This window comes from Dactylosporangium sp. NPDC051541 (assembly GCF_044454505.1).
GTDB lineage: Bacteria > Actinomycetota > Actinomycetes > Mycobacteriales > Micromonosporaceae > Dactylosporangium.
This window is the reverse complement of record NZ_JBITDU010000004.1, coordinates 754,154-781,059: the sequence shown is the minus strand read 5'-3', so window position 1 is coordinate 781,059 and position 26,906 is coordinate 754,154. Positions and strand designations below refer to the sequence as shown.

The window sequence follows — 26,906 nt, the reverse complement described above, 5'->3', positions numbered from 1 at the left end:
ATATGGGGATGTGGACCGCACCCGCCCCGTGCACATCGGCCGTCAGGCGCTGTACAACGCCGAGGGGCACGTCGCCGCCTACGAGCTGCTGTTCCGCGACGGCCCGCACGCCTACGAGGCCACCGTCCGCGACAGCGCCGCCACGAGCCGGGTCATCGTCGAGGCGTTCACGGCGTTCGGCATCGAGGAGCTCGTCGGCGACAAGCTGTGCTTCATCAACCTGACCCGGGAGTTCCTGGTCGGGACCCTGCCGCTGCCGTTCACCCCGGGCCGGGTCGGTCTGGAACTCCTGTCGGGCATCGAGGTCGACGACGAACTCGTCGCGGCCGCGGCCGCGCTGACCGAGCAGGGCCACCGGCTGGCGCTGGACGGCTTCCGCGGCGACGAGGCGGCCTCCCGGCTCCTGCCGTTCGTGCACTTCGTGAAGGTCGACATGCAGGCCGGCGACCGGCGCGACATCGCCCGCATCGTCGACACCTGCCGCAGAATCCCGCGCATCCGGCTGATCGCCCAGCGGATCGAGACCCCGGAGCTGCTCGAACTGGCGACACTGCACAAGTTTCAGCTGTACCAGGGGCACGTCCTGAGCCGCCCCCACCTGATCACCACCCAGGCGTTGAACCCCTCCCGCCTGGCCCGCGTCCGCCTCGTCACCGAGCTCGCCGCCGACGACGTCGACCTCGACCGGGCCGTGTCGACGATCGAACGCGACCCCGCCCTCGCCGTGCGCATCCTGCGGGGCGTGAACGCCGCCGCGAACGGCCTCAAACAGCCCGTCTCCTCCATCTTCCAGGCCGTCGTCCTGCTCGGCATCCCCCAGGTCCGCCAGTGGGCCACCCTCATGATGGTCGCCGACCTCGCCGACGGCGACGAGACCGTCCTGACCGACGCCGTCGTCCGCGCCCGCATGTGCCAGACGGTCGCCGAACGCCGAGGCGCCGGCGCGGGCCCGGCCGCGTTCACCGTCGGCCTGCTCTCGGCGATCGGCGACCTGCTGGGCGGCCCCGCCGGCGCCCTCACCGACCAGCTCCCGCTGACCCACGACGTGGCCGCCGCCATCCAGGGCGAGGGCGACCTCGGGGAGGTGCTGCACGAGGTCCGGTCCTACCAGCGCGGCGACGGGCGGGGCGACTTGCACGGGGATCTGCTGGCCGCGCTGAGCTGGACGAACGCCTCCCTCTCGGAACCCGAACCGGCCCAGACCTGATCTGACCACCGCCCCGATGGACACCGGTCGGCCGCTTGGTGTGCGCGTCGGTATGGCGCCGATCGTCTCCGTGCCCGGCCCGGCCCGCCGCCGCCGGCTCAGCGCGGTGGCCGTGCTCCCCGTCGGTTGAGCGCGGCGGCTGTGTTCCCGGTCGGTCCGCCGTCGCGGCTGGGCGGTTCGTGCAGCGGCGGGGCGGACGAGCGGCGCGGGGACAGTGCGGCCGGCCGGGACGACGCAGCGCGGGCAGCGGCTTTTGACGTTCGCATGGACGATGCGGGCGGGTTCGCAGTAGCGGCGGGCGCGGCCGTCGACGCTGTTGTCGCCGTAGTCGCCGAACGCGGTGATATTGGGTCGTTCCACACTTCGCAGGCTTGGACCCGGTCGCCGAAGTGGGCGACGGCGGGGTCGACGATGCCGGCCGCAGGGCCTGGTCAAGGTGCGGCGGGAAGGGTGGAGGTCAGCGGGCGAGTAGGACGGCCGCGAGGGCTAGGGCGCCGGGGAGGGCCTGGACGAGCAGGATGCGCCGGCTGGCGGTGGCGGCGCCGTAGAGGCCGGCGACGATGACGCAGATCAGGAAGAACACCTGGAACGCGAAGCTGTCGGCGATCAGCCCGTAGGCGAGGCCGGCGACCAGGAACCCGTTGTAGAGGCCCTGGTTGGCCGCGAGGGTCTTGCTGGCCACGGCGAACTCCTCGGTGGTCCCGAACGCCGCCCGGGTCCGCGGCGCCGTCCACAGGAACATCTCGAGCACGAGGAAGTAGAGGTGCAGGAGCGCGACGATGGCGACGAGGACGTCGGCGGCGATCTTCACGCCCGAGAGCGTACTCGTACGACGAGTTTCCCGGTCTTGTGCCGTTCGGCGAAGTCGGTGAGGGCCTGGACGGCGTCGCCGAACGCGTAGGTCCGGTCGATCCTGGCCCGCAGCCGCCCGGCGACGGCGTCGGCCGCGACCTCGGCCATCCCACCGAAGCGTCCCTCCATGTCGAGAACGAGCCGCACGTCGATCCCGTCGAACGCCGGTGGCGGCGGGAACGTGATGGTGAGCAGCCGCCCGCCGGGCTTGACCGCGGCCGCGATCCCGTCGAGGGCGTCTCCGGCGACGACGACGTTGAAGGCGAGGTCGACGCCGGCCGGGTAGTCGCCGTAGCCGACGACTTCCTTCGCGCCGAGCGCGCGCACCAGGTCCGCGTCTTCGGGCCGGGCGGTGGCGATGACGTGCGCGCCGGTCTCGGCCAGCAGCGGCAGCAGGGTGGTGCCGACCCCGCCGGTGGCGCCGACGACGAGCACCCGCCGGCCGGCGTGAGTGTCCGATCTCAGGTCGGCGGAGGCCATCAGGGCGCGGGCGGTGAGCCCGACGGTCGGCAGGGCGGCGGCCTGCTCGACGTCGAGCTCCGGCGGCCGGTGGGCGAGGAACGGGGTGCGGGCCTCGAACACCGCGTATTCGGCGAGCGCGCCCGTGCTCAGCGACGAGCTGCCCATGTGCCGCAGCGCCCGGGGCGTGGCGAATCCGAAGACCTCGTCGCCGACGGAGTAACCGCCGACGCCCTCGCCGAAGCCCGCGCCGACGTCCCCGCTGGCGCCTGCGACGCCGCCTCCTCCGACGACGCCGCCTCCTCCGACGACGACGGCGCCGACGCGCTCGCCGACGCCCGCACCGACGCCTCCGCTGACGTCCCAGCTTGCGCCTCCGCCGACGTCGTGGCCGATGCCTTCGCCGACGGGTCTGTCGACGCCCTCGCCGAGGGCGGTCACGGTGCCGGCGAAGTCGTTGCCGGGGATGTGGGGGAACGGCAGGTCGATGGCGGCGCGGAAGTCGCCGGAGACGAGGCGGACGTCGGCGGGGTTGATGGAGACGGCGGCGATGCGGACCTGGATCTGTCCCGGGCCGGGCTCGGGGATCGGGACCTCGGCGATCTCGTGCTGCCGGGGCGGACCGTACTGCCTGGCGATGACTGCTTCCATGCTCAACCGGACCATGCGGTCACGTTATCCCAACCGGACCGCCCGGTCAACTTAAAGCTGACCCGCTGGTCCGGATGGTAGGTTGGGTGGGTGACCCGACCGTTGCGCGCTGACGCCGCCCGCAACCGGCGGCTGCTGCTCGCGGCGGCCGCCGACGAGTTCGCGGAGCGGGGGCTCGAGGCTTCGATCGCGGACATCGCGCGGCGGGCCGGGATCGGTAAGGGCACCGTGTTCCGGCATTTCGCGACGAAGGAGGACCTGATCGCGGCGATCGTGCTGGACCGGGTGGAGGTGCTGATCGAGGCCGGGCACGACCTGGCGGCGGCCGCGGACCCGGGGGCGGCGCTGCGGGAGTTCATGACGGTGGCGGCCGAGCAGCGCCAGCAGCGCGACCTGTCATTTCTGCACGAGGCCAACGCCGGGCGGGAGGAGGTGTCCCGGGTGCAGACGCGGCTGCGGGAGACCATCGACGCGCTCGTCGACCGGGCCCGGGACCAGGGCGCGGTCCGGGCGGACGTGACGGGCACGGATGTGTTCCTGCTGATGTGCGCGCCCAACCACGTCGCCGGCTACCAACCCGACGCCCCGCCGGACCTGTGGCGCCGCTACCTGGCGATCATCTTCGACGGCCTGCGGCCCGAGGGCGCCCATCCGCTTCCCCAACCGGCCCCGGATGCGCGCGGCTGAGGCCGAGGCCCTGTCCTGGCTCGACGTGGTCGCCGGGACGTCCTCACCGTCCCGGACCGACACCGCGATCCGTCCCGCGCGGCTGGCGGCGGCCCGGCCCGCCGGACCGGTGCCGCTGGCTCAATCGGTGCCGTCGCCCCAATCGGAGTCGCTGCCCCAACCGGTGTCGCCGGCCCGGTCGGCCTCGATGCGCGCGGCTGAGGCTGAGGCTGAAGCCCTGGCCTGGCTCGACGGGCGGCTGGCGGCGGCCCAGCGGCGCCGGACCGGTGCCGCTGGCCCAATCGGTGCCGTCGCCCCAGCCGGTGCCGCTGCCCTAATCGGCCTCGATGCACGCGGCTGAGGTTGAGGCTGAGGCTGAAGCCCTGGCCTGGCTCGACGCGCGGCTCGCGGCGGTCGGGCGGCGGCGGACCGGTGGCGTCGAGGTCGTCAAACGGCGGGCCTGGGGCACGGTCATGCGGGCCGAGACCGACGGCGGGGCGGTCTGGCTGAAGCTGCCGGCGCCGGCGGTGGCGTTCGAGGTGGCGCTGTATCCGCTGCTGCACCGGCTCGTGCCGGGCCGGGTACTGGCCCCGATCGCCGCCGATCCGGTGACCGGGCGGTTGTTGCTGCCGGACGGGGGGCCGACGCTGCGGGACCGGTTCCAGGGGGCCGAGCTGGAGGCGGCGTTCGTCCGGGTGCTGCCCCGCTACGCCGAGCTCCAGCGGGCGCTCATGCCGGCCGTGCCCGAGCTGCTCGCCGCCGGTGTCATCGACATGCGCGCGGATGTCCTGGTGCGGCGGTTCGATGTGGCGGTCGAGCACGCACCGGCAGTACACCCGAAGCGGGCTTGGTTTGCGGCTGTTGCGGCGGCCTTGGGGGAGTCCCGGGTCCCGGCCGGCCTCGACCATGCCGACCTGCACGAAGGGAACGTCTTCGCCGGTGGTGGGCTGGTCTACGACTGGGGCGACAGTGTGATCGGGCACCCGTTCGGGTCCATGCTGGTCGCGCTGCGGCTCGGCGGCGATCGGGGCCGGGACGCGTATCTGGAGGTGTTCAGCGACCTGGCTCCGCGGGCGGAACTGCGGCGGGACCTGCGCAACGCCCGGATCGCGGCGAACGTGATCCGGGCGCTGACGTGGCAGCGGGCCATCGGCACCGGGGCTGAGGTCGACCCGGCGTTCGCGCAGGGACCGGCAGTACACCTGCGGCAGTTGTTGTCCGACGCGCCGTGGGAATGCCCCTGAAGTGTCAGTCCTCCTCGGGGACCTGGGTGTCCTCCGTGTCGCGGTCGTGGTTGTGTGCGTGGCCGGTCATGCCGTCGACGATCGCGTCCACCGGCTGGCCGATGTAGTCGAACGCCGGGACGGCGATGTCCTCGGCCTCGTCGCGGATGGTGGCGAGGTCGACGCTGTCGTCGACCCGCGGTACCCCGTTGCGTCCGGTTGCTGGCATGTCACTCCGTTATCCGGGGCCGGGGCTCGCTAAACCTTCACACCACGCCCAGGGCGGTGACGTCCCAGGTGCCGTAGTACTGGTTGACGAACACGTTCGTCAGGCGCGGGTTGCGGTAGTTGAGGACCCGGTCGTAGACGAGCGGCAGCATCGTGCCCGTGTCCATCACCTCGGCGTCGACCTGCTGCCAGATGCCGGCCGCCCGGACCCCGTCGGTGACCGTGCGGGCCGCGTCGAGCTGCTGGTTGATGAGCGGGTCGTTGAGCTCGGCGTAGTTGTTGTTGCCGCTGGGCCGGATCTGGCGGCCGTCGATGAGGGTCGGGTAGAAGCCGGAGCCGGTCGGGAAGTCGGCCGACCACGCCGACATGATGATCCCGTAGCCCTTGCTGTGCACGTTGGCGGGGCTGCCGACGACCGAGCGCGCGTACAGCGACGGGTCCGCCGGGTCGATCCGCGCCGTGATCCCGACCTGCGCCAGCGCCGACTGCACCGCCTCGGCCGTCTTGAGCGACCGCGGGCTGCCGGTCGTCGCGAGCACCGTGCTGAAACCGTCCGGCTTCCCGCACTGCCGCAGCTCGTCCTTCGCCTTGCCCGGCTGGGCCCGGCCCGCCTTCGTCTGGTACGGGTCCAGCCCCTCGTCGTAGCCGGGGACACCGGGCGGGAGCATGCCACCGGCGATCTGCCCGCCGCCCCGCGCGGTCTGCACGGCGCTCTTGTCGACCGCGTACTGCACCGCCCGCCGGCAGTGGATGTCGTCGAACGGCGCGACCTGCGTGCTCAGCGCCGCGTACTGCACGAACCCGGTCGTCGGCTCGTCGGCGTTGGCCTTCAGGGTCGGGTCGAGCAGGACCTTCGCCTGGCTCGCCGACTGCACGCCGCCCTGACCGGCGTCGGCGTCGATGGTCCCGTCGAAGAGCTGCTGGTCGATCTCGGTGGGGTCGGTACCGATGGTCAGCTCGACCCGGTCCGGCAGCGCCTTGCGCACGGGGTCGCTGGCGGGGTCCCACGCTTCGTTGCGCACCCAGACGACCTTCTTGCCCGCGTCGATGCTCGCGAACCGGTACGGCCCGGACGCGACGGGCCGGTCGCCGTACCGTTCACCGGTGTCCTTCGCCTGGGGGACGGGCGCGGCGACACCCATGGCGAGCAGGTACGGGAAGTCGGCGAACGGCTCCGCCAGGTGGAACACGATCGTGCGGTCGTCGGGCGTGGTCACGGACCTGAGATCGGCTGGCCCGGAGTACGGCCCGGCGTACTGCTGCCCCTGGTCGAGCTGGTCGATCAGGTACGTCGGGCCGCCGGACAGCACGTCCTGGGCGAAGAGCCGCTCGATGCCGTACTTCACGTCCTGCGCCCGGATCGGCGTGCCGTCCTCGAACTTGACGTTGTTTCGGAGCCTGAAGGTGTACTGCAACCCGTCCGCCGACACCGCGGGCTGGTCCTCGGCCAGGTCCGGCACGAGCGCGGTGGTGCCGGGGGCGGCGGCCGGGGTCAGGAGGGTGCGCACGTAGAGCCGCTGCAGGTTGTAGACGGCGTTGATGTAGGACCGGGCCGGGTCCCACGAGTCGACGTCGTTGGCGCTGGCCAGCTTCAGCGTCCCGCCGGGCGTGGCCGATGGATGCACGACCTTGGTCAGTCCGGCGTCGAACCCGGCGGCCGCGGTCCCCTCCCCCGTGTCGTTGTCCTTCCCGGCGCACCCGCCGGCCAGCAACATTGCCACCACAACGGCGGAGCAGACCGTAGTTCTCATACTACGGAGCGTAGTCTTCGGCGGTTTCCGTGCCGCGCGATTAGGGTGCGGAGATGATCGAGATGCGGGAGTTCACGGTCGGTGACGCGGGCGACGGACCGTACGGGATCGCGACCGGCCCCGACGGCAACCTGTGGTGCACGCTCGTCCACGCCGGCCGGATCGCCCGCATCACCCCGTCCGGCGACGTCACGCTCTTCGACCTCGACAACCGCGACGCCGGCCCGTCGGTGATCGTCCCCGGCCCCGACGGCGCCCTGTGGTTCACCCGCTTCCGGGACGGGCGGATCGGGCGGATCACGGTCGACGGGGAGCTTTCCTCTTCGCCGGTACCGTCGCCGTACGGTCTCGCGTTCACGCCCGACGGCACCCTCTGGTCGACCGAGCTCAACGCCGACCGCCTGTGGCGCACCCCGCCGGGCGGCGGCGAACCGGCCCCCGTCGACCTGCCGACCGCGGGTGCGATGCCGTCGATGCTCGCGGCGGCCCCCGACGGCGCCGTCTGGTGCACCCTGAACCAGGCGGACGCCATCGCCCGGGCCGGTGCCGGCGCCGACGCGGAAGTGTTCGCGCTGCCGACCGCGGGCGCGGCCCCGGTGGGTATCGCCGCGGCGCCGGACGGTGGCGCGTGGTTCGTGGAGATCGGCGCGGGGCAGGTCGGGCGGATCACGCCGGACGGGCAGATCTTCGAGTACCCCCTCGCCGACCGGGCCGCGCGCCCCCACGCGATCGTCGCCGACCCGGCCGGCGGGTGCTGGTTCACCGAGTGGGCCGGCAACCGGGTCGGGCACATCAGCGCCGGCGGGTCCACGCCGCGCTCGTTCGACCTGCCCACCCCGGGCTCCGAACCGCACGGCCTGACCATCGGCCCCGACGGCGCCGTCTGGGTCGCCCTGGAGATCGGCCGCGTGGCCCGGCTGCGGGCTTAGGGCCGGTCCGAGAGCCCCGGCAGCTTGACCGTGATCTCGCTGTTGGGCGGCAGCCGGACGGTCACCGGCTCCTCCGGGTGCACCGCCGCCGGTCGGGCCGGCGGTGGGGCCGGCGGTGGGGCCGGGGGTTCCCCGGCATCCTCGTCGTCCGGGACCCACCGCGGCACGACCTGGTTGGCGGTGGCGAGGACGCCGGCGACGACGACGCCCGCCGTGCCGGCGATGCCGAGCGCGCCCCCCGCGTAGGCGACGAACAGCCGCCGCCGGCTCAGGTCGTCGACGGCGCGCTGGATCACATCATCGGTGAGCCGCAGCGCGATCACCGCCCCGACCAGCAACCCGACGCCGATCAGGGCCAGGAACACGGTCGTGTACACGTTGGCCGCGCCGTAGCTGACCCCGCCGTGGCGCCGCTGCGCGATCAGGATCACCAGGCTCCCCACCGCCGCCCACGCACCCACCACCAGGAACGCCGCCACCGCGTCGCTGGGCCGGTGCCAGCCCGCCGACAGCGTCGCCACCCCGACCAGCGACGCGAGGGCCGCACCGGCGAGCGCTACGGGAGCGCGAGCCTTGGCCGGTACCACCAGCACCAATGCCACCACGACGGACGCGGCGACGGTCGTGTGCCCGCTCGGCAGGCTGTTGCCCGCGGCGACCCGGTCGACGTCGATCCCGAGATGCGGCCGGTAGATGAGCTCCTTGAAGAACTGGGTGGTCGCGTTCGACCCGGCGATGATCAGCACCGCCCCCACGGCCAGGGCCAGCTGCCGGCGGGCCAGGGCGATGAACCCGATCACGACCGTCGCGACCGCGATCGACGCCACCGAGATCGTGCTGAGCGTGTCGTGCACGAGCCCCGCGACCCGGTCCTGGCCGATGCGGTTGCCTGTGAGCGCCACGTAGTCGAGCAGCTGGCCGTGTTCGCTGTGCACGAAAACCCGCCAGACGACAATGAAGCCGGCCGCGTGCGCCACCGCCATGACCAGCAGCCACACGGCGAGCCGGACCGGCCACCGTTGCATGGCCAGCAAGATAGCCCAGGCCCGCCAATTGCGCCCAACGCGATACCTGTTGTTTTTCGGGTACGGCATGCGATCGGCTGGCTCCCATGCGCTCCACGCCCTACTGGCCGGTCCTGAGCCATCCCGTGCTGCGCCGCATCCTGCCCGGCCTGGGGATCTCCGCGCTCGGCGACGGCATGTCGCTGGTCGCCGTCAGCTGGCTGGCGCTGACGCTCGCCCCCGAGTCGTCCCGCGGCACCTGGGTGGCGGCCGCGGTGGCGGCATACTCGCTGCCGGGCGCGCTCGGCGGCGTGCTCTTCCGCCGCTACCTCCGCCACCGCGGCGGCGCTGAGCTGGCCGGCTGGAACGCCATCCTGCGCGCTTCCGCTCTCGGCACAATCGTGTTGGTCTACGTCGTAGATTTACTGACGCTATGGGGGTACGTGCTGCTGCTGGCCGTCTCCGCGCTGCTCTCGGCCTGGGGCTCGGCGGGTCGCTACACCTTGATCGCGGAGGTCCTGCCGGCCGAGCACCACCTGGCCGCGAACGGCGTGATGGGGACGCTGATGGAGGCGTCCGCGATCGCCGGCCCGCCGGTGGCCGGGCTGCTGATCGGCTGGGCGGGGCCGGTGGTCGTCCTCGGGCTGGACGCGGTGAGCTTCGCGGTGCTGGCCTTGACGTACCGCCTGGCCGTGCCCGCCGGCGCCAGCGGACACACCACCGCCGGCGCAGCCGCTGCCGGCGCGGACATCGACGCCGACAAGCCGGACATTTCCGATATTTCGGTTTCATCGGCGGTCGGCCGGAACGGGCTGGTGGCGCTGTCGTTCGTCTTCTTCCTGCTCTTCGGCCCGTTCTACGTCGCCTTGCCCCTCCACATAGCCGACGACCGGCACGCGTCGGCCACGCTGCTGGGCCTGTACTACACGGTCTTCGGCCTGGGCGCGGTCGCCGGTGGCCTGGCCAGCGCCTACCTGCGCCGCCTGCCGCTCGGCCCGGCGATGTTCGGGATCATCCTCGCCTTCGGCCTGACCCTCCTGCCGCTGGGCCTGGGCGCCCCGGTGTGGCTGTCACTGCCGGTGTTCGCGGTGGGCGGTCTGTGCTGGGCGCCGTACTTGCCGCTGGTGATGGCCCTCTTCCAGCGAACCGTGCCCCCAACGCAGCTGTCGCAGGTCCTGGCCGTGTTCGGCTCGGTCACGGTCATCGCGGTCCCGATCGGCACGGCGGCCGGCGGCCCACTGGTGACAGCTTTGGGCGCCGAGCACACGCTGCTGCTGAGCGCGACGACCATCATGTTGCTCGGCCTGGCCGGCGCAATCGCTCTGATCGCGCGACCTTTCGGGAAGGTATGGGAGAAACCGTACCCCGATGGGTATGTGACCGTTGACCGTGAGCGAAGCGGTTGATCGTCGTCGGTGAGGGGGCTGTCGGACATGGCGCTGGTGGGCTACACGGTGGAGGCGAAGGACGGCGGCCGGATCGGCGCGATCGACCGCGACACGAGGGACGGCCGCGCGGTATACGTGCAGGTAGAGGCGGGCGGAAGAGTCAAACTGGACGTGAACACGGTCGAGCGAATCGATCACCGGGCCCACAAGGTCTACCTGACCGTCCCGAGCCTCGACCTGACACCCAACTGACCCGACCCCTCGAAGCCGCCGCCCACCGGGTGCGTGTGCTTTGTGTGAGGGTTGTGGAGATGGGCGGCCGGGGCAGGTGTGCGGGGTGATCGGCGCCTATATTTGGCGGCGTGCGGCGGGGGTTGTTGCTGGTCTGCGTGGCGGTGCTTGGTGGGGCCTGTTCGTTGCCCAGGTCGGGGTCCGCGCCGGCCGATCATGACAGTGCCGACGTGGCGCTCAGCGTTGAGATCGTCGCGCAGGTGTGGGTCGGGCACTCGTCGGGGGCGGTGTTCACGTTCGCCGCGGATGGGACGTTCACCGCGGACGGGGTGCCGACCGCGGCCTTCGACACCGCCAGTCCGTTCGCCAAAGACGCGCCCAAAGGGCCGTACACGTGCGGCGGGCGTTGGGTCATCGGGCCGGAGCCGACGGAGCTCACCGTGCGCTTCGAACGGATCGAGGACCCGCAGGGCAAGCGGCCGCACCCGGGCCGGCATGAGCTGGTCTACCACGGGGTGTACGACGGCGCCTATCCGCAGTATCCCGTCCTGCTCCACAGCGGCGAGGATTGGCTGGCCCCGCAGTGAGGACGCGCCTCGCCGTCCTGGTCGCCGGGGTTGTCGCCGCGGCCGGGTGTTCCTTCGGTGACAGCTTCGCCGACAACGGGACGGTGCCCGCCGCGCCGGCCGAGGACGCGCTCGTCGGCGTGTGGGTCGGCTTCCACAGTTCGGCCCGCTACGAGCTGCGGGCCGACCATACCTTCACCGCCACCTCGGTGCCCGCGTCGCAGTTCGGCTACGAGCCGGCCGAGCAGCCCACCGAGGCGGGGCCGTTCCACGGTGACGGGACCTGGTCGCTGCAGGCCTCGGCGAACGCGTCGGTCGCGCCGAGCGGGCTGCAGTTGTTCTTCGAGCGTCTCGGCGACGCGCACGACATTCCCGTCGCCGGCCGGTTCGGCGTCCACGCGGTCACGTCCATCGAGACCGTCTCGCCCGACCGGCAGCTCATCCTGGGGCTGTCCGACGACTACCTGACGAAGCGCGGCTAGCGAAGGTCGACCGAGCGCCACTCGCCGTCCTCGTTCCACCAGACGACACCCGCCCGGGCGGCCGAAACGCCGGTGTTCTCCGTCAGCGTCTGCATCGTCGACGTGTCGAGGTCGTAGGCCACGAGGGTGGTGCGTTCGTTGCGGTACTCGGTGAAGATCTCGTAGCGGCCGCCGATCGCGGTGTCGACCGTGATCGCGTTGAGGTTGCCGGGGACGCGGCGGCGGGCGGTGCCGTCGGGGTGGCGGACGTCGAAGAGGTAGCGATCGCCGGCGGCGGTGACCATCGAGCGGCACCACCGCGGGGTGCACACGACGGACTCGGCGGCGGCCTTCGTCACCGTGCGGCGTTCGCCCGTCAGCGGGTCGGCCAGGACGAGCGGGGCGGCGTCGTTGACGCTGAGCAGCCACGGCCAGGTCGTGTGCCGGAAGCGGCCCTCGAACGGGACCGTCGTGACCGGGCCGCCGGTGACGGGGACGCTGCGCAGTTCGGTGCGGTTGTCGCTGTCGGGGGCGGCGGCGATCCAGTGCACCCGGCCGTCGGCGACGACGAGGTCGAACTCGGAGTCGAAGAACACCGCGGCGCCCGTGTCGGCGGTGAGGGACGTGGGGTCGGCGGAGCCGTCGATGGGGGCGCGCCACAGGCGGGTCTCGTAGGCGCCGTCCGGAAGAGCCGTCGACTCGGCCCAGTACAGGCTGCCGCCGGCCGCGGTGAAGCCGAGGAACTGGGCGTACCTGGCCTTCGTGAGCCGGTGGAGCTCGCGGTCGCCGGCGGGGCCGCGTAGCAGCAGACGGTCCGCGGTGTTGTCCGGCGTCGTGGCAGTACCCACGGAAACAGCGGCAGTTGCGTAGAACAACGGGGTGTAGTCGGCGCCGTCGGCGAGCTTGGCGGAGATGCCGACCGAGGGCTTCTCCATCGCGGCGACCGCCGGGGCCGCGATCGGCGGGGCGGTGGGGGTGCGGTGGGTGGTCGCCAGCAGGACGCCGCCGGCCACCAGGGCGGCCGCGAGCGCGATCACAGGGCGCAGCTTCCTCATCCGCGCCCACCCTAACAACCCCATGAGAGTTTCATACTGTCGAAGCGCTTGACCAGCCCCCGACCTGGGGCGCGTTGACCCGGAAGAGTGTCGAAACACACCATCCGGCCATGCCAATCAGATCGAAGAGGCTCGGCGCCGCGGCCGTGGCGGCCGTGGCGGTCGCGGCGATCGGCGTCGCCGTCCAGACCGCCGTGCGGCCCGCCGACGCCGCTGCCGCCGACCCCTACGCGTTCAAGAACGTGCAGATCGAAGGTGGCGGCTTCGTGCCGGGCATCATCTTCAACCAGTCGCAGTCGGGCCTGGTGTATTCGCGGACCGACATCGGCGGGGCGTACCGCCTCGACACCGCCACCAACCGCTGGGTCCCGCTGCTCGACTGGGTGGGGCAGGACAACTGGGGGTACAACGGCGTCGTCAGCCTGGCGACCGACTCCGTCGACCCCAACAAGGTGTATGTGGCCGCCGGCATGTACACCAACAGCTGGGACCCGAACAACGGCGCGATCCTGCGCAGCTCCGACAAGGGCGCGACCTGGCAGACCAGCGCGCTGCCGTTCAAGCTCGGCGGCAACATGCCGGGCCGCGGGCAAGGTGAGCGGCTCGCCATCGACCCGAACAAGAACTCGATCCTGTACCTCGGCGCGCCCAGCGGTAACGGCCTGTGGCGCAGCACCGACTCCGGTGTCACCTGGGCGAAGGTCACCGCGTTCCCGAACCCCGGCAACTACGCGCAGGACCCGACCGACCCCAACGGGTACCTGACCGACAACCAGGGCATCGTCTGGGTGACGTTCGACAAGCGCAGCGGCACCGCCGGCAACACCACGCAGACCATCTACGTGGGCGTCGCCGACAAGGACAACACGGTGTACCGCAGCACCGACGGCGGCACCACCTGGTCCCGCCTGGCCGGGCAGCCGACCGGGTACATCGCGCACAAGGGCGTCCTGGACACGTCGGGCGGTTACCTTTACATCTCCACGAGCGACACCGGCGGCCCGTACGACGGGGCCAAGGGCGACGTGTGGAAGTACAACACCGCCACGGGCGCGTGGACGCAGATCAGCCCGATCCCGTCGAGCAGCACCGACGACTACTTCGGCTACAGCGGCCTGACCATCGACCGCCAGCACCCGAACACCATCATGGTGGCGACGCAGGTGTCGTGGTGGCCGGACGCGATCTTCTTCCGCAGCACCGACGGCGGCGCGACCTGGACCCGGATCTGGGACTGGACGAGCTACCCGAACCGCAGCTTCCGCTACAAGATGGACATCACCCGCTCGCCGTGGCTCGACTTCGGCACCACGCCGCAGCCGCCGGAGGTCACGCCGAAGCTGGGCTGGATGAACGAGTCCGTCGAGATCGACCCGTTCAACTCCAACCGGTTCATGTACGGCACCGGCGCCACCATCTACGGCAGCACCGACCTGACGACCTGGGACACCGGCGGCCAGATCACCATCAAGCCGATGGCCCCGGGCCTGGAGGAGACCGCGGTCCTCGACCTGATCAGCCCGCCGACCGGAGCCCCGCTGGTCTCGGCCCTCGGCGACATCGGCGGCTTCCGGCACACCAACCTCGACGCGGTGCCGTCGACGATGTTCAAGCAGCCGATCTTCACCTCGACGACGAGCCTCGACTACGCCGAGCTCAACCCGAGCGTCATGGTGCGGGCCGGCAACTTCACCGACTCGGACCGGCCCAACGACTCCCACGCCGCGTTCTCCACCGACGGCGGCGCGAACTGGTTCCAGGGCTCCGAACCCGGTGGCATCAACGAGGGCGGGACCATCGCCGCGAACGCGGACGGCTCCCGGTTCCTGTGGGCACCGAAGAACAGTGCGGTCGTCTACTCGGTCGGCTACGGCAACACCTGGACGCAGTCCAGCGGCATCCCGCAGAACGCGATCGTGGAGTCGGACCGGGTGAACCCGAACGTCTTCTACGGGTACAGCGGCGGCTCCTTCTATGTCAGCACGAACGGCGGGGCCAGCTTCACCACCGCCGCGACGGGGCTGCCGACGACGGCGAAGTTCAAGGCCGTGGCCGGGGCGACGGGCGAGGTCTGGCTGGCCGGCGACACCGGTCTGTACCGTTCGACCAACGCCGGTACGTCGTTCACGAAGCTCACCACCGCGACGGCGGCGATCAACGTCGGCTTCGGCAAGGCGGCGCCCGGGCGGACCAACCCGGCGGTGTTCATCGTCGGCACGGTCGACGGCAAGAAGGGCGTCTTCCGCTCCGACGACGCCGGGGCCAGCTGGCTGCGGGTGAACGACGACGCGCACCAGTACGGCAACATCGGTGAGGCGATCACCGGTGACCCGCGCATCTTCGGCCGGGTCTACATCGGCACCAACGGCCGCGGCATCATCTACGGCGACCGCACGGGACCGCAGCCGTCGTACTCGGTGTCGCCCTCGGCGTCCGGGTCGCGCTCGGCCTCACCGTCGGTGTCGGTGTCGGCCTCCCGGTCGACGTCGCCCTCGGTGTCCACGTCGCCGTCGCGGTCGACGTCGCCGTCGGTGTCCGTGCCCGCGGGCGCATGCAACGTGGCATACAGCGTGACCGGCCAGTGGGGCGGCGGCTTCCAGGGCGCGGTGAAGATCACGAACGGCTCGGCGAGCGCCGTCAACGGGTGGACGCTCAAGTGGACGTTCGCCAACGGCCAGGTCATCAACCAGATCTGGGGTGGTGTGAACGCCCAGTCGGGCGCGAACGTGACAGTCACCAACGCCGACTACACGAAGGTCATCGCCGCGAACGGCGGCAGCGTGGAGTTCGGCTTCCTGTCCAGCTGGAACAACTCGGCGAACGCCAAGCCGACGGCGTTCACGCTCAACGGCACGGCCTGCTCGGTCTCGTAAAACGATTTGATCACCGCCGGTCCCCGTTCGCGGGGACCGGCGGTCCGTTGTGTCATAAGGTGCCTATGTGACTCTCCGCCGCGCCGTCGTGACTGCCGCCCTGGCCTGTGCCCTCTCGCTCACCGGCTGCTCAACGCCGGATCTGCCCACCACGCCGCTCGCGGGCCGGCCGTTGAACGCCTCGGGTGCCGCGCCGGTCACGAGCGGCGCGACCGGCGCGACCGGCGGCGGGTCCGGCTGCCGCTACCAGCCGTCCACCGACTCCGGGGTGAAGGACGTCGGCGTGCCGCCCGCGACACTGAAGGCGGCCAAGGCGACGATGAGCATCACCACCAACTTGGGCGCCATCGAGATCGCCCTGGACGGCGTCGGCGCCCCGTGCGCGACGGGCAGTTTCGCGTTCCTGGCCGGCAAGCAGTTCTTCGACAACACCAAGTGCCACCGCCTCACCACGCAGGGCATCTGGGTGCTGCAGTGCGGCGACCCGGCCGGCGACGGGACGGGCGGCCCGGCCTACCGCTACGACAACGAGAACACCGGCGCACCTTACCTGCGCGGCACCGTCGCGATCGCCAACACCGGCCAGCCGACGAGCAACGGCAGCCAGTTCTTCATCAACTACAAGGACAACACGCAGCTACAGCCCAACTACACCATGCTCGGCCAGGTCACCAAGGGCATGGAGATCGTCGACCAGGTCGCCGCGGGCGGGGTCGCCAGCGATGTCAACGCCAACGGCACCGGCGACGGCCCGCCGAAGACGGAGATCGTGCTGCAGAAGGTCACTGTCGCATACCTGTAGCCTGGCCCGATGCGGGCGGTGATCTTCGACTTCTTCGGCACCCTCACCGACCCGGGCCTCGAGGTGAGCCGGCGCGCCGCGGCCACGGTCACGGCGGCCGCGCTCGGGGTGCCGGCCGCGCCGTTCTGGGCGGCGATGAGCGCGTCGTTCACGGAGCGCATCACCGGCCGGCACGGCGGGACCCGGACGATCCTGGCCGAGGTGGCCCGCCGCTGCGGGACGGAGCCGTCCGAGGCGTCTCTGGACGCGGCTGTGGAAGCGCATCATGCGGCGGCGGTACCGCTCTGGGGCCCGCGACCGCAGGCGCTGGACGTCCTGCGGGCCCTGCGCGGGCGGGGCCTGCGGCTGGCGGTCCTCAGCGACTGCGGTGCGGAGCTGGTCGACGGCTGGCCCGGGACGCCGTACGCGCCGCTCATCGACGCGACGGTGTTCTCGTGGCAGGAGGGCGCGCGCAAGCCCGATCCACGCCTCTACGCGACGGCGGCCGCCCGGCTCGGGGTGCGGCCTGGGGAATGCTGGTACGTGGGGGACGGCGGGAGCCGCGAGCATCAGGGCGCCCGGGCCGCGGGGATGCGCCCGGTGCTGGTGACGAACGCCGGCTACCCCGGCGCGGGCGTGCACCGCGACGACCCGGACACGTTCGTCCCGCCCGACACCGTCGACGACCTCACCGGGCTGCCCGCGCTACTGGAGGCTCGCGGCTAGCTCGGCGTTGCGGGCGGCGAAGTCGCGCCACTCGTCGGGGGTTGCCGTCAGGTAGCGTTTCGCGCGCTCCGGTGGGCACGGGCGCTGGGTCCACTCGTCGAGGCGGCCCTCGCGGACCCGGAACAGGACCAGGATGCCGTCGGCCCAGCCGGCGGCGCGCAGGTCGGCCGGCTCCAGGGTGGCGGTGCGCTGCGGGCTGACGATCCAGTCGAGCGCGGCCAGCTCCTCGTGGATCTCCGCGGCCAGCTCGAACGACAGGTTCGCCGCCGCGCGCTCGCGCAGGGCGAGGAGGTCGGCGCGGGCCTGGGCCAGGGCGGCCGGATCGCGGGCCAGGATCGCGCGGATCGACGCGGCCAGGGTTTCGCGGTCGGCGGGGGTGACGCCGCGGACCGCGGCCATGTCACGCTCGGCCGGGGTCAGGCGGGCCGCGGTGTAGGCGAGCGGGCGGATGCGGTGCAGGGCGGAGACGGCGTTGCGGGCCCGCGCGCCGCCCAGGTACGGGCCGAAGCAGCCGGGGCTCGGGGAGTACACCACCTTCAGTCCCGGATTGACCGGGCCCGCCTCGAGTCTGATGTGGACGGTGGACTCCTGGCCGTCGCGGGCCCGGTTCCAGCGCGGTTTGCGCCGGCGCAGCAGGTTGCGCTCCAGCCAGGCCGCCTCGTGGACCGAGTCGCAGACGACCGCCTCGACCGCGGCGATCAGCGGGACCATCCGGCGCAGGCGGGGCCGGTCGCGCAGGTCCGACCAGTAGGACGCGGCCCGGGAGCGCAGCTGCGTGGCCCGGCCGATGTAGAGGACCTTGGCGCCGGCGTCGCGGAACCGGTAGACGCCCGGCTGGTTGGGCAGGCGGCGGACCTCGGCTGGCACAGACATCGCATCCAGTATCGCTTGTCCCCGTTTCGCCCACTAACCTGCCTCGATCGGGTTACTTTGGTGGTCAATGCACCAATAGGACACACGGGGCAAGGTCCATGACGCTCAAAAAAACTCTGCAGTTCGCCTTCGTCATCTTCCTCGTCTGGTTCATCGCGTTCCGCCCGGACGCGGCGGCGAGGGTGGCCCGCGGCATCGGCACGCTCATCGCCCAGCTGGGCACCGGCTTCGGCGACTTCTTCACGCGGGTCGTCGGCTCCTGAACAACGGCGGTGCGCCACCCTCCGGCGCGCCGTTAGGGTCGGTCCGTGCACTACTGCCAGCGCTGCGACGAACCCATCGCCATGGCACCCCGCGGGGATCTCGCGGTCTGCCCCGACTGCGGCCACGCCGAGCCCGCCCGCCGGCTGCCGCTGTTCATCGTCACCGGCGCGTCCGGCTCCGGCAAGACGACCGTGTTCCCGCACCTCGTCCGGGGCCTGCCCGAATGCCTGGTGTTCGACGTCGACTGGCTGATCGGGCCGTTCGAACGGGCCTGCGAGTTCGGCGAGGTCGACTGGCCCGCCTTCCGCGACGCCTGGCTGAGCGTCGCACACGGCGCGGCCCAGTCCGGGCGGCACACGGTCCTGCTGGCCCCGTTCACCGCCGAGCAGCTCGACGAGCTCGCCGGCCGCCGCTGGGTCGGCGACCTGCACTTCGCGCTCCTCGACTGCGCCGACGACGTGCGCACCGCCCGCCTCGAGGCGCGGCCCCGGTGGCGGGAGCGGGCGATCGAGCGGCACCTGGCGTTCGCGGCGCACCTGCGCGCCACCGCCGACACGGTCGTGCGCACCGACGACGCGCCGCCGGAAGTGTCAGCGGACCGCCTGGTGGCGTGGGTCGAACGTAGGCTGGCGGCATGACGCAGACGACGCACACCCTCCCGCTCCCGGGCGCCGACCTGGTCTACGACGTCACCGGCCCGCTGCCCCCGGCCGCCGGCCGGCCCCTGCTGTTCATGATCGGCCAGCCGATGAGCGCGGACGGGTTCCGCGTCCTGACCAAGCACTTCCCGGACCGCACGGTCGTCACCTACGACCCGCGCGGCCTGGGCCGCAGCACCCGCAGCGACGGCCGCACCGACAACACCCCGCAGCAGCAGGCCGCGGACCTGCACCGCCTGGCCGAAGCCCTCGGCGCGGGCCCGGTCGACGTGTTCGCCAGCAGCGGCGGCGCCGTCACCGCCCTCGAATGGGTCGCGAAGCACCCGGCCGACATCGCCACGCTTGTCGCGCACGAGCCCCCGATCAACGCCGTCCTGCCCGATGCCGAGGCCGCCGAGCGGGCCCGGGCCCGCTTCAACGACGCCTACGAGGCCGGCGGCTGGGGCGCCGGCATGGCCGCGTTCATCGCGATGACGTCCTGGACGGGCGAGTTCACCGACGCCTACTTCGCCCAGCCGGCCCCCGACCCGGCCGCGTTCGGCATGCCCGACACCGACGACGGCACCCGCGACGACCCGCTGCTGTCCAAGCACTCGTGGGCCATCACCGACTACCGCCCCGACCTGCCCGCCCTGACCGCCGCCCCGACCCGCATCGTCGTCGCCGTCGGCGAGGAGTCGGCCGGCACCTACACGGCCCGCACCGCCCTCGGCCTGGCCGCCGAACTCGGCCAGGTCGCCACCGTGTTCCCGAGTCACCACGGCGGCTTCCTGGGCGGCGAGTTCGGCTACGCGGGCCGGCCGGAGGAGTTCGCGGCCAAACTCCGCGAGGTCCTGGCCGGCGCCTGACCCGGCCGGGTCAGCGGGTGGCCGGGCGAGCGCGCCGGACGGCGGTCAGACGAGCTTCTTGATGTCGCCCAGGGCGCGGTAGAAGCCGCCGCGGGAGGACTCGCGGATCTCGGGCACCAGGTAGCGGGCGTTGGGCTCGCGGATGCCCTTCGGGAACTGGACCTGCCAGTCGTGGTGGTAGCCGTCGGTCACGACGCGGATGCGCAGGCGGGAACCTTCCTGGACGCACTCGACGATCACGCCGTCGCCGGCGGCGGTGTCGGCGGCCCGGGTCTCCTCGACCGTGGTCGACGGGGCGACGCGGGCCATCGCGGTCGGGGCCTTCACGTCGACGAACTCCGGCACGACGCCCTGCTCGGCCGCGCGGACCGCCTCCTCGCTGGCGTCGATGCAGGCCAGGGAGCCGTCGGTGGTGACGATGTAGAGCTTCTCGTCGAAGTACTGCATCGAGTAGGCACTGCCGCAGCCGGTGCCGAGCTTCCACAGGCGGGTGCCGTCGGCGGCGAAGCAGTAGACGGAGGAGCGGTAGTCGCCGGCGAAGACGTAGCGGCCGCCGGGGGCGGTGGCGTTGGAGAAGATCGTGTCGTCGCAGCGATAGGTGATCCCGGGCCGGCCGGACTTCGTGAACTGCAGGACCGAGTTGGAGGACATGCCGGAGTAGACGGCGTCGGCCTCCTGCCAGCCGAACAGCACCGCGCCCTTGGTCGGCTGATACCAGTTCTCGTCGCCGGTGCGCCAGTCGTAGCTGGTCACGCCGCGGCCGTGGCCGTGGTAGACGGCGTCGGCGTCACAGCGGACCATCCAGCCGGCCGCGCCGTGGCCCTGGCGGCGCCACAGGAACTCGTCCTCGTGGTCGATGGCGCAGATGCCGCCCTTGGCGTCGGACACGCCGAGGATGCCGTCGTGGATGTCGAGCCAGTAGATGTCGATGTCGGGGGCGATCGTGTAGGCCAGCCGCGGCACCTTGCCGGACAGGTCGTAGACGTTGCCGTCGTCGCAGCCGGCGTAGATCCAGGCGTCGTCGGCGACGATGCACTTGACGCCGTCGGGCAGCTGATACTGCCGCTCGACGGTGGCGTCGTGGCGCAGGACGGTGATCGTGCCCTTCTCGTTGCCGACCATGCAGACGTCTTTGTCGATGAAGATGCCGAACGCGGACGCCCCCGAACGGTATTTCCACAGCACCGGCGCGGTCTTCGCGGTCGAGCGCTGGCTGACGATGACGCGCCGGGTCACCGAGCGCGGCGCAGTCTGCCCCTGTACGGCCGGCGAGTAGCCCTTGCGGGTCTTCTCGCCGATCTTCTTCGTGGCGTCGGCCAGGGCCTTGGCGTCGTCGGGGAAGGTCGTCGTCTTGCTCTGCCCGGCGTCGCCGATGCGCCCGTAACGGACCGTCGTCTGGTTGCCGTCGACCGTGACCTCCCAGAACTTGTGCGCGCTCCCGGTGTCCTCGGACAGTTCCAGATACGTCGTCTGCGCCATCGACCCGAACCTCTCTCACATCCAACAGATGGCCGACACAATAGCGACGAGGTACGACAAGAAACGCGGTACAGTCACGAGCGGCAGGTCACAGCCTCACGAGTAAGGAGCAGGACATGCGCCGACAGGTCATCACGCCCCGGCCGCTGTCCGCCTCGCCCGTGAAGGACCTGACCCGCTTTGAGCATCCTCAATCTCGGCATCGTCGCGCACGTCGACGCCGGTAAGACCAGCCTGACCGAGCGCCTCCTGTTCGACGCCGGCGTCATCGCCCGCCTCGGCAGCGTCGACGCCGGCAGCACCCAGACCGACTCGCTCGACCAGGAACGCCGCCGCGGCATCACCATCAAGACGGCGGTGGCGACGTTCGCGCTGGGCGAGCTCACCGTCAACCTCATCGACACGCCCGGCCACCCGGACTTCATCGCCGAGGTGGAGCGGGCCCTGCGTGTGCTCGACGGCGCGATCCTCGTCGTCTCCGCCGTCGAGGGCGTCCAGGCCCAGACCCGGGTCCTGCTGCGGACCCTGCGCCGGCTGCGCGTGCCGACGCTCGTCTTCGTCAACAAGACCGACCGGATGGGTGCCGATCCGGAGCGCGTGATCGGACAGATCGGACCCGAAGCGATCCCCATGTGGCGCGAGCACGAGGAGCGGCTCGCCGAGTGCGACGACGAGGCGCTGCAGTCCTACGTGGACGGTCGGCGGATCGACATCGCGAAACTCGTCGCGAAGGCCAAGGTGCTCCCGTCGTACCGGGGCAGCGCCATCACCGGCGAGGGCATCGACGAACTCACCGAAGCCATAGCCCGGCGCCTGCCCAGGGCCGAGCAGCGCCCCGACGAACCGCTGCGCGCCACGGTGTTCAAGATCGATCGGGACCGCAGCGCCTACGTGCGGGTCTTCACCGGCGTCCTGCACACCCGCGAGAAAGTGCGCGACGACAAGGTCACGTCGATCGACGAGGGCCGCCGCACCCACATCGGCCCCGGTGAGATCGGCCGGGTGCAGGGGCTGCGCACGGTCCGGCTCGGCGACACGATCGGCGCCGGGAGCAGCCGGAGCCCCATGTTCGCCCCGCCCACGATGGAGGCGACGGTCGAACCGGCGGACCCGGCCCGGCGCCGGGAACTGCACGCCGCGCTGCAACGCCTGGCCGAGCAGGACCCGCTGATCGACCTGCGCCTCGACGAGGAGCGCGGCGAGCTCAAGGTCAAGCTCTACGGCGAGGTCCAGCGCGAGGTCATCCGCGACACCCTGGCCGAGGAGTTCGGCCTGGCCGTGGTGTTCGGCGAGACCGTCACCCTGCACCTGGAGCGCCCGGCCGGCCGAGGCCGTGCCGGCGCCGTCATCGGCAAGGACGGCAACCTGCACATGGCGACCCTCGAGCTCGAGATCGCCTCCGGCGAGGGCCTCGAGGTCCACCTCGACGTGCCGTTCGAGACCATTCCCTTGTACGTCTACAAGACGATCGGCAACTTCCGGGACGCGATGCTGCGGTACGTCCGCGACGCCCTCACCCGCGGCGGCCTCCACGGCTGGGACGTGTCGGACGCCCGCGTCACGGTCACCAGATGCGGCTACACCCCGCCGATGAGCACCGCCGGCGACTTCCGCCGCCTGACCGCGGAGCTCGTCCCGAAGGCCCTGGCCGCCGCCGGGACCGTCCTGTGCGAGCCGGTCCACCGCTTCACGCTCGACGGCCCGGCCGCGGCGCTGCCGGCCACGCTCGGCGCCCTCCCCCGGTTCGGTGCGGTGCCCGACGCGCCGGACCTCGGCCCGTCGCGGTTCACGGTGACGGGCACCCTGCCGGCAGTACAGCTGCCGGATCTGGAACGGGCTCTGCCCGGTCTCACCCACGGGGAGGGCACCGTGGAGGCGGCCTTCGAGGGCTACCGGCCGCGATCGTGATAATGGTCGGGTGCTGCACTTGAGAGTGATCAGCCCGCCGGAGGCGACCGAGCGGGTCGTCGGGCTGCTGAACCGGGAGGCCGGCGCCACCAACGTGATCGTCATGCCCGGCGCGGCCCGCGAACCGGCCGGTGACGTCGTGCTGGCCGACGTGGTCCGGGAGGCCGGCAGCCCGGTGCTGTCGGCGCTGCGGCGGCTCGGCATCGAGGAGCGCGGGTCGATCGCCATCGAGAACGTCGACGTGTCGCTGTCGCGCACGGCCGAGCGGGCCGCCGACGCGGCCCCGGGGCTGTCCGGGGACGCCGTCGTGTGGGACGAGATCGAGCAGAAGACCGGGCAGGAGACCGAGCTGTCCGGGACGTTCCTGGCGATGCTGGCCATCGCCACCGTCATCGCCGGCATCGGGGTGCTGCTCGACCAGCCGATCCTCATCGTCGGGGCGATGGTGGTGGGGCCGGAGTTCGGGCCCCTCGCGTCGCTGTGCGTCGGGATCGTCCGGCGGCGCGGGCGGCCGGTCCGGCGGGCGCTGCTCGCGCTGGCCGTCGGGTTCCCGGTGGCGATCGCGGTGACGATCCTGACCACGTGGGGGCTGGACGCGATGGGGCTGGTGGACAAGGGCATGCTGCTGCGGGAGCGGCCGCTGACGGACTTCATCTGGCGGCCCGACGCGCTGTCGTGGGTCGTCGGGTTCTTCGCCGGGGTCGCCGGGATGCTGTCGCTGACCTCGGCCAAGGCGGGGCCGCTGATCGGGGTGCTGATCTCCGTGACGACCGTGCCGGCGGCGGCGAACATCGCGGTGGCCATCGCCTACGGGGTGCCGCACGAGGCCGGCGGGTCGGCGCTGCAGCTGCTGATCAACCTGGCCGCGATCGTGGCGGCGGGCGTGCTCACGCTCCTGGTGCTGCGCGCGCTGTGGCGGACCGGGCGGCCGCGCCGTGGCTGACCTGCGGGAGGCGCTCGACGCGCTGCTGGCCGACGTGCCGCCGGCCCGGTTGACGGACTCGGTGCGGCGGCTCATCGAGGTGTACCGCAGCGGCCTGCCCGCCGGTGAGCCGTTGATCCGCAACATGGTCGACGCGACGGCGTATGCGGCGTACCGGATGCCGGCCACGCACGCCGCGGTCCTCGCCGTGCTGCGCGAGCTGCCGGGGATCGCCCCGCGCAGCCATGTCGACCTCGGCGGCGGCACCGGGGCCGCCGCCTGGGCGGTGGAGGAGGTCTACGGTCCCGGGCGGCACACGGTGCTCGACCAGGTGCCGGAGGCCCTGAAGCTCGGCGAGCGGATCGCCCGGAAGTACGACTGGCAGGCGTGGCCGCTCGGTGCGCCGGTGCCCGGAGCCGACCTGGTCACGGCGTCCTATGTGCTCACCGAGCTCGACGAGGAGCAGCAGCGCACCCTCGTCGAGCAGGCGGCCTCGGCGGCGGGCGCGGCCGTGGTGCTGATCGAACCGGGGACCCCGCCCGGGTACCGCCGGATCCTCGCCGCCCGCGAGCAGCTCAAGGACGCCGGCTGGCACATCGCCGCGCCCTGCCCGCACGAGCTCGCCTGCGGCCTGCGCGGCAAGGACTGGTGCCACTTCGCGGCCCGGGTCAACCGGTCCGCGCTGCACCGCCGGCTCAAGGACGCCACCCTCGGCTACGAGGACGAGAAGTTCAGCTACGTCGCCGCGGTGCGGACCCCGGCCGGAGCGCGGGGCCGGATCGTCCGGCATCCCGCGTTCCGCAAGGGCCTCGTCACGTTGCAGGTGTGTCAGCCCGATACGACCGTCGGGCCGGTGCTGGTGTCCAAGCGGGAGGGCCCGCTGTACAAGGCCGCCCGCGACGCCGAGTGGGGCGACGCCTGGCCGGCGACCTAAGTCTGGTCCGCCACGAAGGACGAGACCCAGGCCAGGGACGCGTTCCAGTTGATGGTCAGCTCGTTCGTCGACCACGACATGATGTCGTCCAGGTAGCACAGCTGCGGCTTGCACCCGCGCAGCGCGTTGCCGGCGACCTCGTCCTGCAGCTGCGAGTTGGGGCCGCCGGCGAGGGTGCCGCGCGGCGGGTTCGGCAGCTTCGGGTCGAGCTGGTGGGCGTACCAGCGGCTGTGCTGGTTCTTCGACGCCTTCTCGCCGTAGCCGGTGACGTAGGACTGGTTCAGCGCGTTGCGGCCGAGGATGTAGTCCATGCCGGACAGGACGCCGTCGCGGTACTTCGGCTTGCCGGTGAGGTCGAACGCGGTGGCGACGACGGCCAGGTTGTTGAGGATCTGGCTGTTGGAGCCCCAGTCGTAGCCGCCGTTCGGCGCGTACGGCTGTCCGTAGGCCTGGCCGTCCATCGTCTTGAGGTAGCGGTCGGCGCCGTCGACGACGGACTGGCGGACCCGGGCCCGGTCGGCCAGCTTGTTGTCCACCGTGGCCAGGTCGAGCCGGCCCAGGGCGGCGGTCGCCCGCCAGTCGAACGGTGCCGCGAACACGTCGGCCTTGTGCAGCGGCGAGCTCGTCACCGCGGTCCCGTACTGCTTGTCACCGGTGCTGATGTACAGCTCGGCGGCGGCCCAGTAGAACTCGTCGCTGACGTCGGTGTCGCCGTAGGCGCCGCCGCCGGTCGAGTCGGAGTCCGGCGCGTACATCGTCGGGTGGGCCAGCGCCGCCGCGTACGCGGTCTTCGCGACGCCGAGCAGCTTCGCCGCGTACGCCTTGTCGTAGGGCTCGAAGACCCGGGCCCCCTGCGCGGCCGCGGCGGCCAGGTTGAGGGTCGCGGCGGTCGACGGGGCGTGCAGCTGCCGCGGCTGCGGGTCGGCGGCCGGGTCGGTCGGCAGCCCGGTCCAGCCGGCGTCGTGGACCTTGTGGTGCGCCATCCCGGCCAGGGGTTCGCCCGCCGGGACCTGCATCTTCGTCAGGAAGTCGAGCTCCCAGCGGGCCTCGGCGAGCACGTCCGGGGTCTTGCCGCCGCGCTCCGGCAGGCGCAGGGCCCGGGCCTCGGACGCCTTCGGTGAGCGCTCGTAGAGGCTCATCAGCTGGGCGACCGAGATGCCGCCGTTGACGACGTACTTGCCCTGGTCGCCGGCGTCGTACCAGCCGCCGGTCACGTCCAGGGTGTAGTTGCAACCGGTCCCGGGCTGGCAGGGCACCTTGGTGTCGCCGCCGCCGGGCGTTTCGGCGGTGTGGCCGGCCTGGCGGGCGTAGCCGGGCGCGATGCCGCCGTCGATGGCGATGCCGCTGCGCTGCGGGTAGTAGAACGACAGGGCGTCGACGCTGAGCTGCCGGTAGGCCTTCGGGTCGAGGTCGAACGGCACGCTCGCCTTCCCGTCCACCTCGAGGGTGTAGGTGTGGCCGGTCCCGCGGTACGCGCTGAAATCCACGACGTGGGTCTGCTGCCCGGAGCTGGCGTCGAGGCCGCGGGGCGCGGACTCCCCGGAGGCGACGACCTTCCCGGCGTTGTCCTTGAGCTGCCACGGCAAGGGCTGCGCGGAGTCCGAGACGACTGTCGCGCGCTTGGGGCCGTCGGGCAGGTAGCCGACCTGGTTGACGCGGACGGGCGTGTCCGGGATGTGGTCGGGGGTGGCCGGGAACGCGTACGCGCTGTCGGCGCTCGTCCCCGGCAGTCCGCCGTCGCGGCTCGAGAACACGATCGGCAATGCGATGGCGGGGACGGCGACGACGGCGGCGACAGCGGCCAGCTGGGCACGGCGGGACTGCATGAAGGCGGGCAGGCGCACGGGGCTCCTTCCGGTCGGGTGAAGGGAGGGTGAGGTGTTCCGGCGAACCTAGCCACCGACACTTCGCGCAAACCGGACAAAACACACTGACGTGACCCCGGTCACACGTCGTGGCCGCCGTTGG

Annotated in this window: 25 protein-coding genes and 1 pseudogene; 17 read left to right on the top strand and 9 right to left on the bottom strand. The window is 72.1% G+C overall.

All coding sequences use genetic code 11. The features are described 5' to 3' along the window. The first annotated feature begins 10 nt into the window (after positions 1 to 10). Positions 11 to 1,207 carry an EAL and HDOD domain-containing protein gene (locus ACIA8L_RS23160; protein ID WP_395907739.1) on the top strand — a complete coding sequence of 399 codons (1,197 nt, stop codon included), beginning with the start codon at positions 11 to 13 and terminating at the stop codon, positions 1,205 to 1,207. 457 nt (positions 1,208 to 1,664) lie between these two features. Here the strand turns inward: ACIA8L_RS23160 and ACIA8L_RS23155 are convergent, their stop codons facing one another. Then, entirely contained in the window at positions 1,665 to 2,018 is a 354-nt protein-coding gene (locus ACIA8L_RS23155; protein ID WP_395907737.1) for a DUF1304 domain-containing protein, read from the bottom strand. Continuing rightward, positions 2,015 to 3,169, bottom strand: coding sequence for an NADP-dependent oxidoreductase (locus ACIA8L_RS23150; protein ID WP_395907736.1), 1,155 nt, complete (start codon positions 3,167 to 3,169; stop codon positions 2,015 to 2,017). The genes ACIA8L_RS23155 and ACIA8L_RS23150 overlap by 4 nt, the downstream gene beginning before the upstream one ends. A 90-nt stretch (positions 3,170 to 3,259) precedes the next feature. Here ACIA8L_RS23150 and ACIA8L_RS23145 point away from each other — a divergent pair, with 90 nt between their 5' ends. Both ACIA8L_RS23145 and ACIA8L_RS23140 read left to right on the top strand, forming a co-directional pair. Continuing rightward, complete coding sequence (locus ACIA8L_RS23145) at positions 3,260 to 3,856, top strand: TetR/AcrR family transcriptional regulator (protein ID WP_395907734.1); 597 nt, start codon at positions 3,260 to 3,262, stop codon at positions 3,854 to 3,856. Between the two features lie 326 nt (positions 3,857 to 4,182). Beyond that, positions 4,183 to 5,079 carry an aminoglycoside phosphotransferase family protein gene (locus ACIA8L_RS23140; RefSeq protein ID WP_395907732.1) on the top strand — a complete coding sequence of 299 codons (897 nt, stop codon included), beginning with the start codon at positions 4,183 to 4,185 and terminating at the stop codon, positions 5,077 to 5,079. 4 nt (positions 5,080 to 5,083) lie between these two features. On the opposite strand, the gene ACIA8L_RS23135 is transcribed toward ACIA8L_RS23140, so the two are convergent. Beyond that, the gene (locus ACIA8L_RS23135) at positions 5,084 to 5,287 is read right to left on the bottom strand and encodes a hypothetical protein (protein WP_395907730.1); all 204 of its coding nucleotides are present in this window, start codon (positions 5,285 to 5,287) and stop codon (positions 5,084 to 5,086) included. A gap of 37 nt (positions 5,288 to 5,324) precedes the next feature. Further along, the gene (locus tag ACIA8L_RS23130; RefSeq protein WP_395907728.1) at positions 5,325 to 7,037 is read right to left on the bottom strand and encodes an ABC transporter substrate-binding protein; all 1,713 of its coding nucleotides are present in this window, start codon (positions 7,035 to 7,037) and stop codon (positions 5,325 to 5,327) included. Between the two features lie 53 nt (positions 7,038 to 7,090). Here ACIA8L_RS23130 and ACIA8L_RS23125 point away from each other — a divergent pair, with 53 nt between their 5' ends. Then, the gene (locus ACIA8L_RS23125) at positions 7,091 to 7,966 is read left to right on the top strand and encodes a virginiamycin B lyase (protein WP_395907726.1); all 876 of its coding nucleotides are present in this window, start codon (positions 7,091 to 7,093) and stop codon (positions 7,964 to 7,966) included. Positions 7,967 to 8,124: 158 nt separating this feature from the next. On the opposite strand, the pseudogene ACIA8L_RS23120 reads toward ACIA8L_RS23125, so the two are convergent. Beyond that, positions 8,125 to 8,991 (bottom strand): annotated as a pseudogene (locus ACIA8L_RS23120) (phosphatase PAP2 family protein); the annotation flags it as partial. Between the two features lie 86 nt (positions 8,992 to 9,077). On the opposite strand from ACIA8L_RS23120, the gene ACIA8L_RS23115 reads away from it, so the two are divergent. From ACIA8L_RS23115 to ACIA8L_RS23100, 4 genes are all read left to right on the top strand, one after another. Then, positions 9,078 to 10,376 carry an MFS transporter gene (locus tag ACIA8L_RS23115; protein WP_395907724.1) on the top strand — a complete coding sequence of 433 codons (1,299 nt, stop codon included), beginning with the start codon at positions 9,078 to 9,080 and terminating at the stop codon, positions 10,374 to 10,376. Positions 10,377 to 10,403: 27 nt separating this feature from the next. Beyond that, positions 10,404 to 10,610, top strand: a complete 207-nt coding sequence (locus tag ACIA8L_RS23110; protein ID WP_395907722.1) for a hypothetical protein — start codon at positions 10,404 to 10,406, stop codon at positions 10,608 to 10,610. Positions 10,611 to 10,819: 209 nt separating this feature from the next. Further along, positions 10,820 to 11,176 carry a hypothetical protein gene (locus ACIA8L_RS23105; protein WP_395907720.1) on the top strand — a complete coding sequence of 119 codons (357 nt, stop codon included), beginning with the start codon at positions 10,820 to 10,822 and terminating at the stop codon, positions 11,174 to 11,176. Further along, positions 11,173 to 11,637, top strand: coding sequence for a hypothetical protein (locus tag ACIA8L_RS23100; protein ID WP_395907718.1), 465 nt, complete (start codon positions 11,173 to 11,175; stop codon positions 11,635 to 11,637). The genes ACIA8L_RS23105 and ACIA8L_RS23100 overlap by 4 nt, the downstream gene beginning before the upstream one ends. Here ACIA8L_RS23100 and ACIA8L_RS23095 read toward each other — a convergent pair. Next, positions 11,634 to 12,671 (bottom strand): hypothetical protein, encoded by a 1,038-nt coding sequence (locus ACIA8L_RS23095; protein WP_395907716.1) that lies wholly within the window; start codon positions 12,669 to 12,671, stop codon positions 11,634 to 11,636. The genes ACIA8L_RS23100 and ACIA8L_RS23095 overlap by 4 nt on opposite strands. A 110-nt stretch (positions 12,672 to 12,781) precedes the next feature. On the opposite strand from ACIA8L_RS23095, the gene ACIA8L_RS23090 reads away from it, so the two are divergent. The 3 genes from ACIA8L_RS23090 to ACIA8L_RS23080 all read left to right on the top strand — a co-directional run bounded on the left by ACIA8L_RS23090 (position 12,782) and on the right by ACIA8L_RS23080 (position 17,051). After that, the gene (locus tag ACIA8L_RS23090) at positions 12,782 to 15,544 is read left to right on the top strand and encodes a cellulose binding domain-containing protein (protein WP_395907714.1); all 2,763 of its coding nucleotides are present in this window, start codon (positions 12,782 to 12,784) and stop codon (positions 15,542 to 15,544) included. 67 nt (positions 15,545 to 15,611) lie between these two features. Beyond that, on the top strand, positions 15,612 to 16,346 hold the full coding sequence (locus tag ACIA8L_RS23085; RefSeq protein ID WP_395907712.1) for a peptidylprolyl isomerase: 735 nt from the start codon (positions 15,612 to 15,614) through the stop codon (positions 16,344 to 16,346). A gap of 9 nt (positions 16,347 to 16,355) precedes the next feature. Continuing rightward, positions 16,356 to 17,051 (top strand): HAD family hydrolase, encoded by a 696-nt coding sequence (locus ACIA8L_RS23080; RefSeq protein WP_395907710.1) that lies wholly within the window; start codon positions 16,356 to 16,358, stop codon positions 17,049 to 17,051. On the opposite strand, the gene ACIA8L_RS23075 is transcribed toward ACIA8L_RS23080, so the two are convergent. Continuing rightward, entirely contained in the window at positions 17,031 to 17,924 is an 894-nt protein-coding gene (locus ACIA8L_RS23075) for a hypothetical protein (protein ID WP_395907709.1), read from the bottom strand. The two genes, ACIA8L_RS23080 and ACIA8L_RS23075, sit on opposite strands and share 21 nt — an antisense overlap. A 98-nt stretch (positions 17,925 to 18,022) precedes the next feature. On the opposite strand from ACIA8L_RS23075, the gene ACIA8L_RS23070 reads away from it, so the two are divergent. From ACIA8L_RS23070 to ACIA8L_RS23060, 3 genes are read left to right on the top strand one after another with little or no spacing between them, the layout of a single operon-like run. Beyond that, positions 18,023 to 18,187, top strand: coding sequence for a hypothetical protein (locus ACIA8L_RS23070; RefSeq protein WP_395907707.1), 165 nt, complete (start codon positions 18,023 to 18,025; stop codon positions 18,185 to 18,187). A gap of 45 nt (positions 18,188 to 18,232) precedes the next feature. Continuing rightward, a complete protein-coding gene (locus tag ACIA8L_RS23065; RefSeq protein ID WP_395907705.1) occupies positions 18,233 to 18,826 on the top strand; it encodes a hypothetical protein in 594 nt (197 codons plus the stop codon). Further along, positions 18,823 to 19,695 (top strand): alpha/beta fold hydrolase, encoded by an 873-nt coding sequence (locus tag ACIA8L_RS23060; protein ID WP_395907703.1) that lies wholly within the window; start codon positions 18,823 to 18,825, stop codon positions 19,693 to 19,695. Before ACIA8L_RS23065 ends, ACIA8L_RS23060 begins: the two co-directional genes overlap by 4 nt. A 45-nt stretch (positions 19,696 to 19,740) precedes the next feature. Here the strand turns inward: ACIA8L_RS23060 and ACIA8L_RS23055 are convergent, their stop codons facing one another. Then, positions 19,741 to 21,174, bottom strand: coding sequence for a WGR domain-containing protein (locus tag ACIA8L_RS23055; RefSeq protein WP_395907701.1), 1,434 nt, complete (start codon positions 21,172 to 21,174; stop codon positions 19,741 to 19,743). A 180-nt stretch (positions 21,175 to 21,354) separates the two neighbouring features. Here ACIA8L_RS23055 and ACIA8L_RS23050 point away from each other — a divergent pair, with 180 nt between their 5' ends. The 3 genes from ACIA8L_RS23050 to ACIA8L_RS23040 are packed head-to-tail and all read left to right on the top strand — an operon-like array spanning position 21,355 to position 24,938. Further along, positions 21,355 to 23,082, top strand: a complete 1,728-nt coding sequence (locus ACIA8L_RS23050) for a GTP-binding protein (RefSeq protein WP_395907700.1) — start codon at positions 21,355 to 21,357, stop codon at positions 23,080 to 23,082. Positions 23,083 to 23,092: 10 nt separating this feature from the next. Then, positions 23,093 to 24,025, top strand: coding sequence for a DUF389 domain-containing protein (locus ACIA8L_RS23045; RefSeq protein ID WP_395907698.1), 933 nt, complete (start codon positions 23,093 to 23,095; stop codon positions 24,023 to 24,025). Further along, the gene (locus ACIA8L_RS23040; RefSeq protein ID WP_395907696.1) at positions 24,018 to 24,938 is read left to right on the top strand and encodes a small ribosomal subunit Rsm22 family protein; all 921 of its coding nucleotides are present in this window, start codon (positions 24,018 to 24,020) and stop codon (positions 24,936 to 24,938) included. The genes ACIA8L_RS23045 and ACIA8L_RS23040 overlap by 8 nt, the downstream gene beginning before the upstream one ends. On the opposite strand, the gene ACIA8L_RS23035 is transcribed toward ACIA8L_RS23040, so the two are convergent. Next, positions 24,935 to 26,782: a glycoside hydrolase family 9 protein gene (locus ACIA8L_RS23035; protein ID WP_395907694.1), complete on the bottom strand. Its 1,848-nt coding sequence runs from the start codon at positions 26,780 to 26,782 to the stop codon at positions 24,935 to 24,937. The two genes, ACIA8L_RS23040 and ACIA8L_RS23035, sit on opposite strands and share 4 nt — an antisense overlap. Between the last annotated feature and the right edge of the window lie 124 nt (positions 26,783 to 26,906).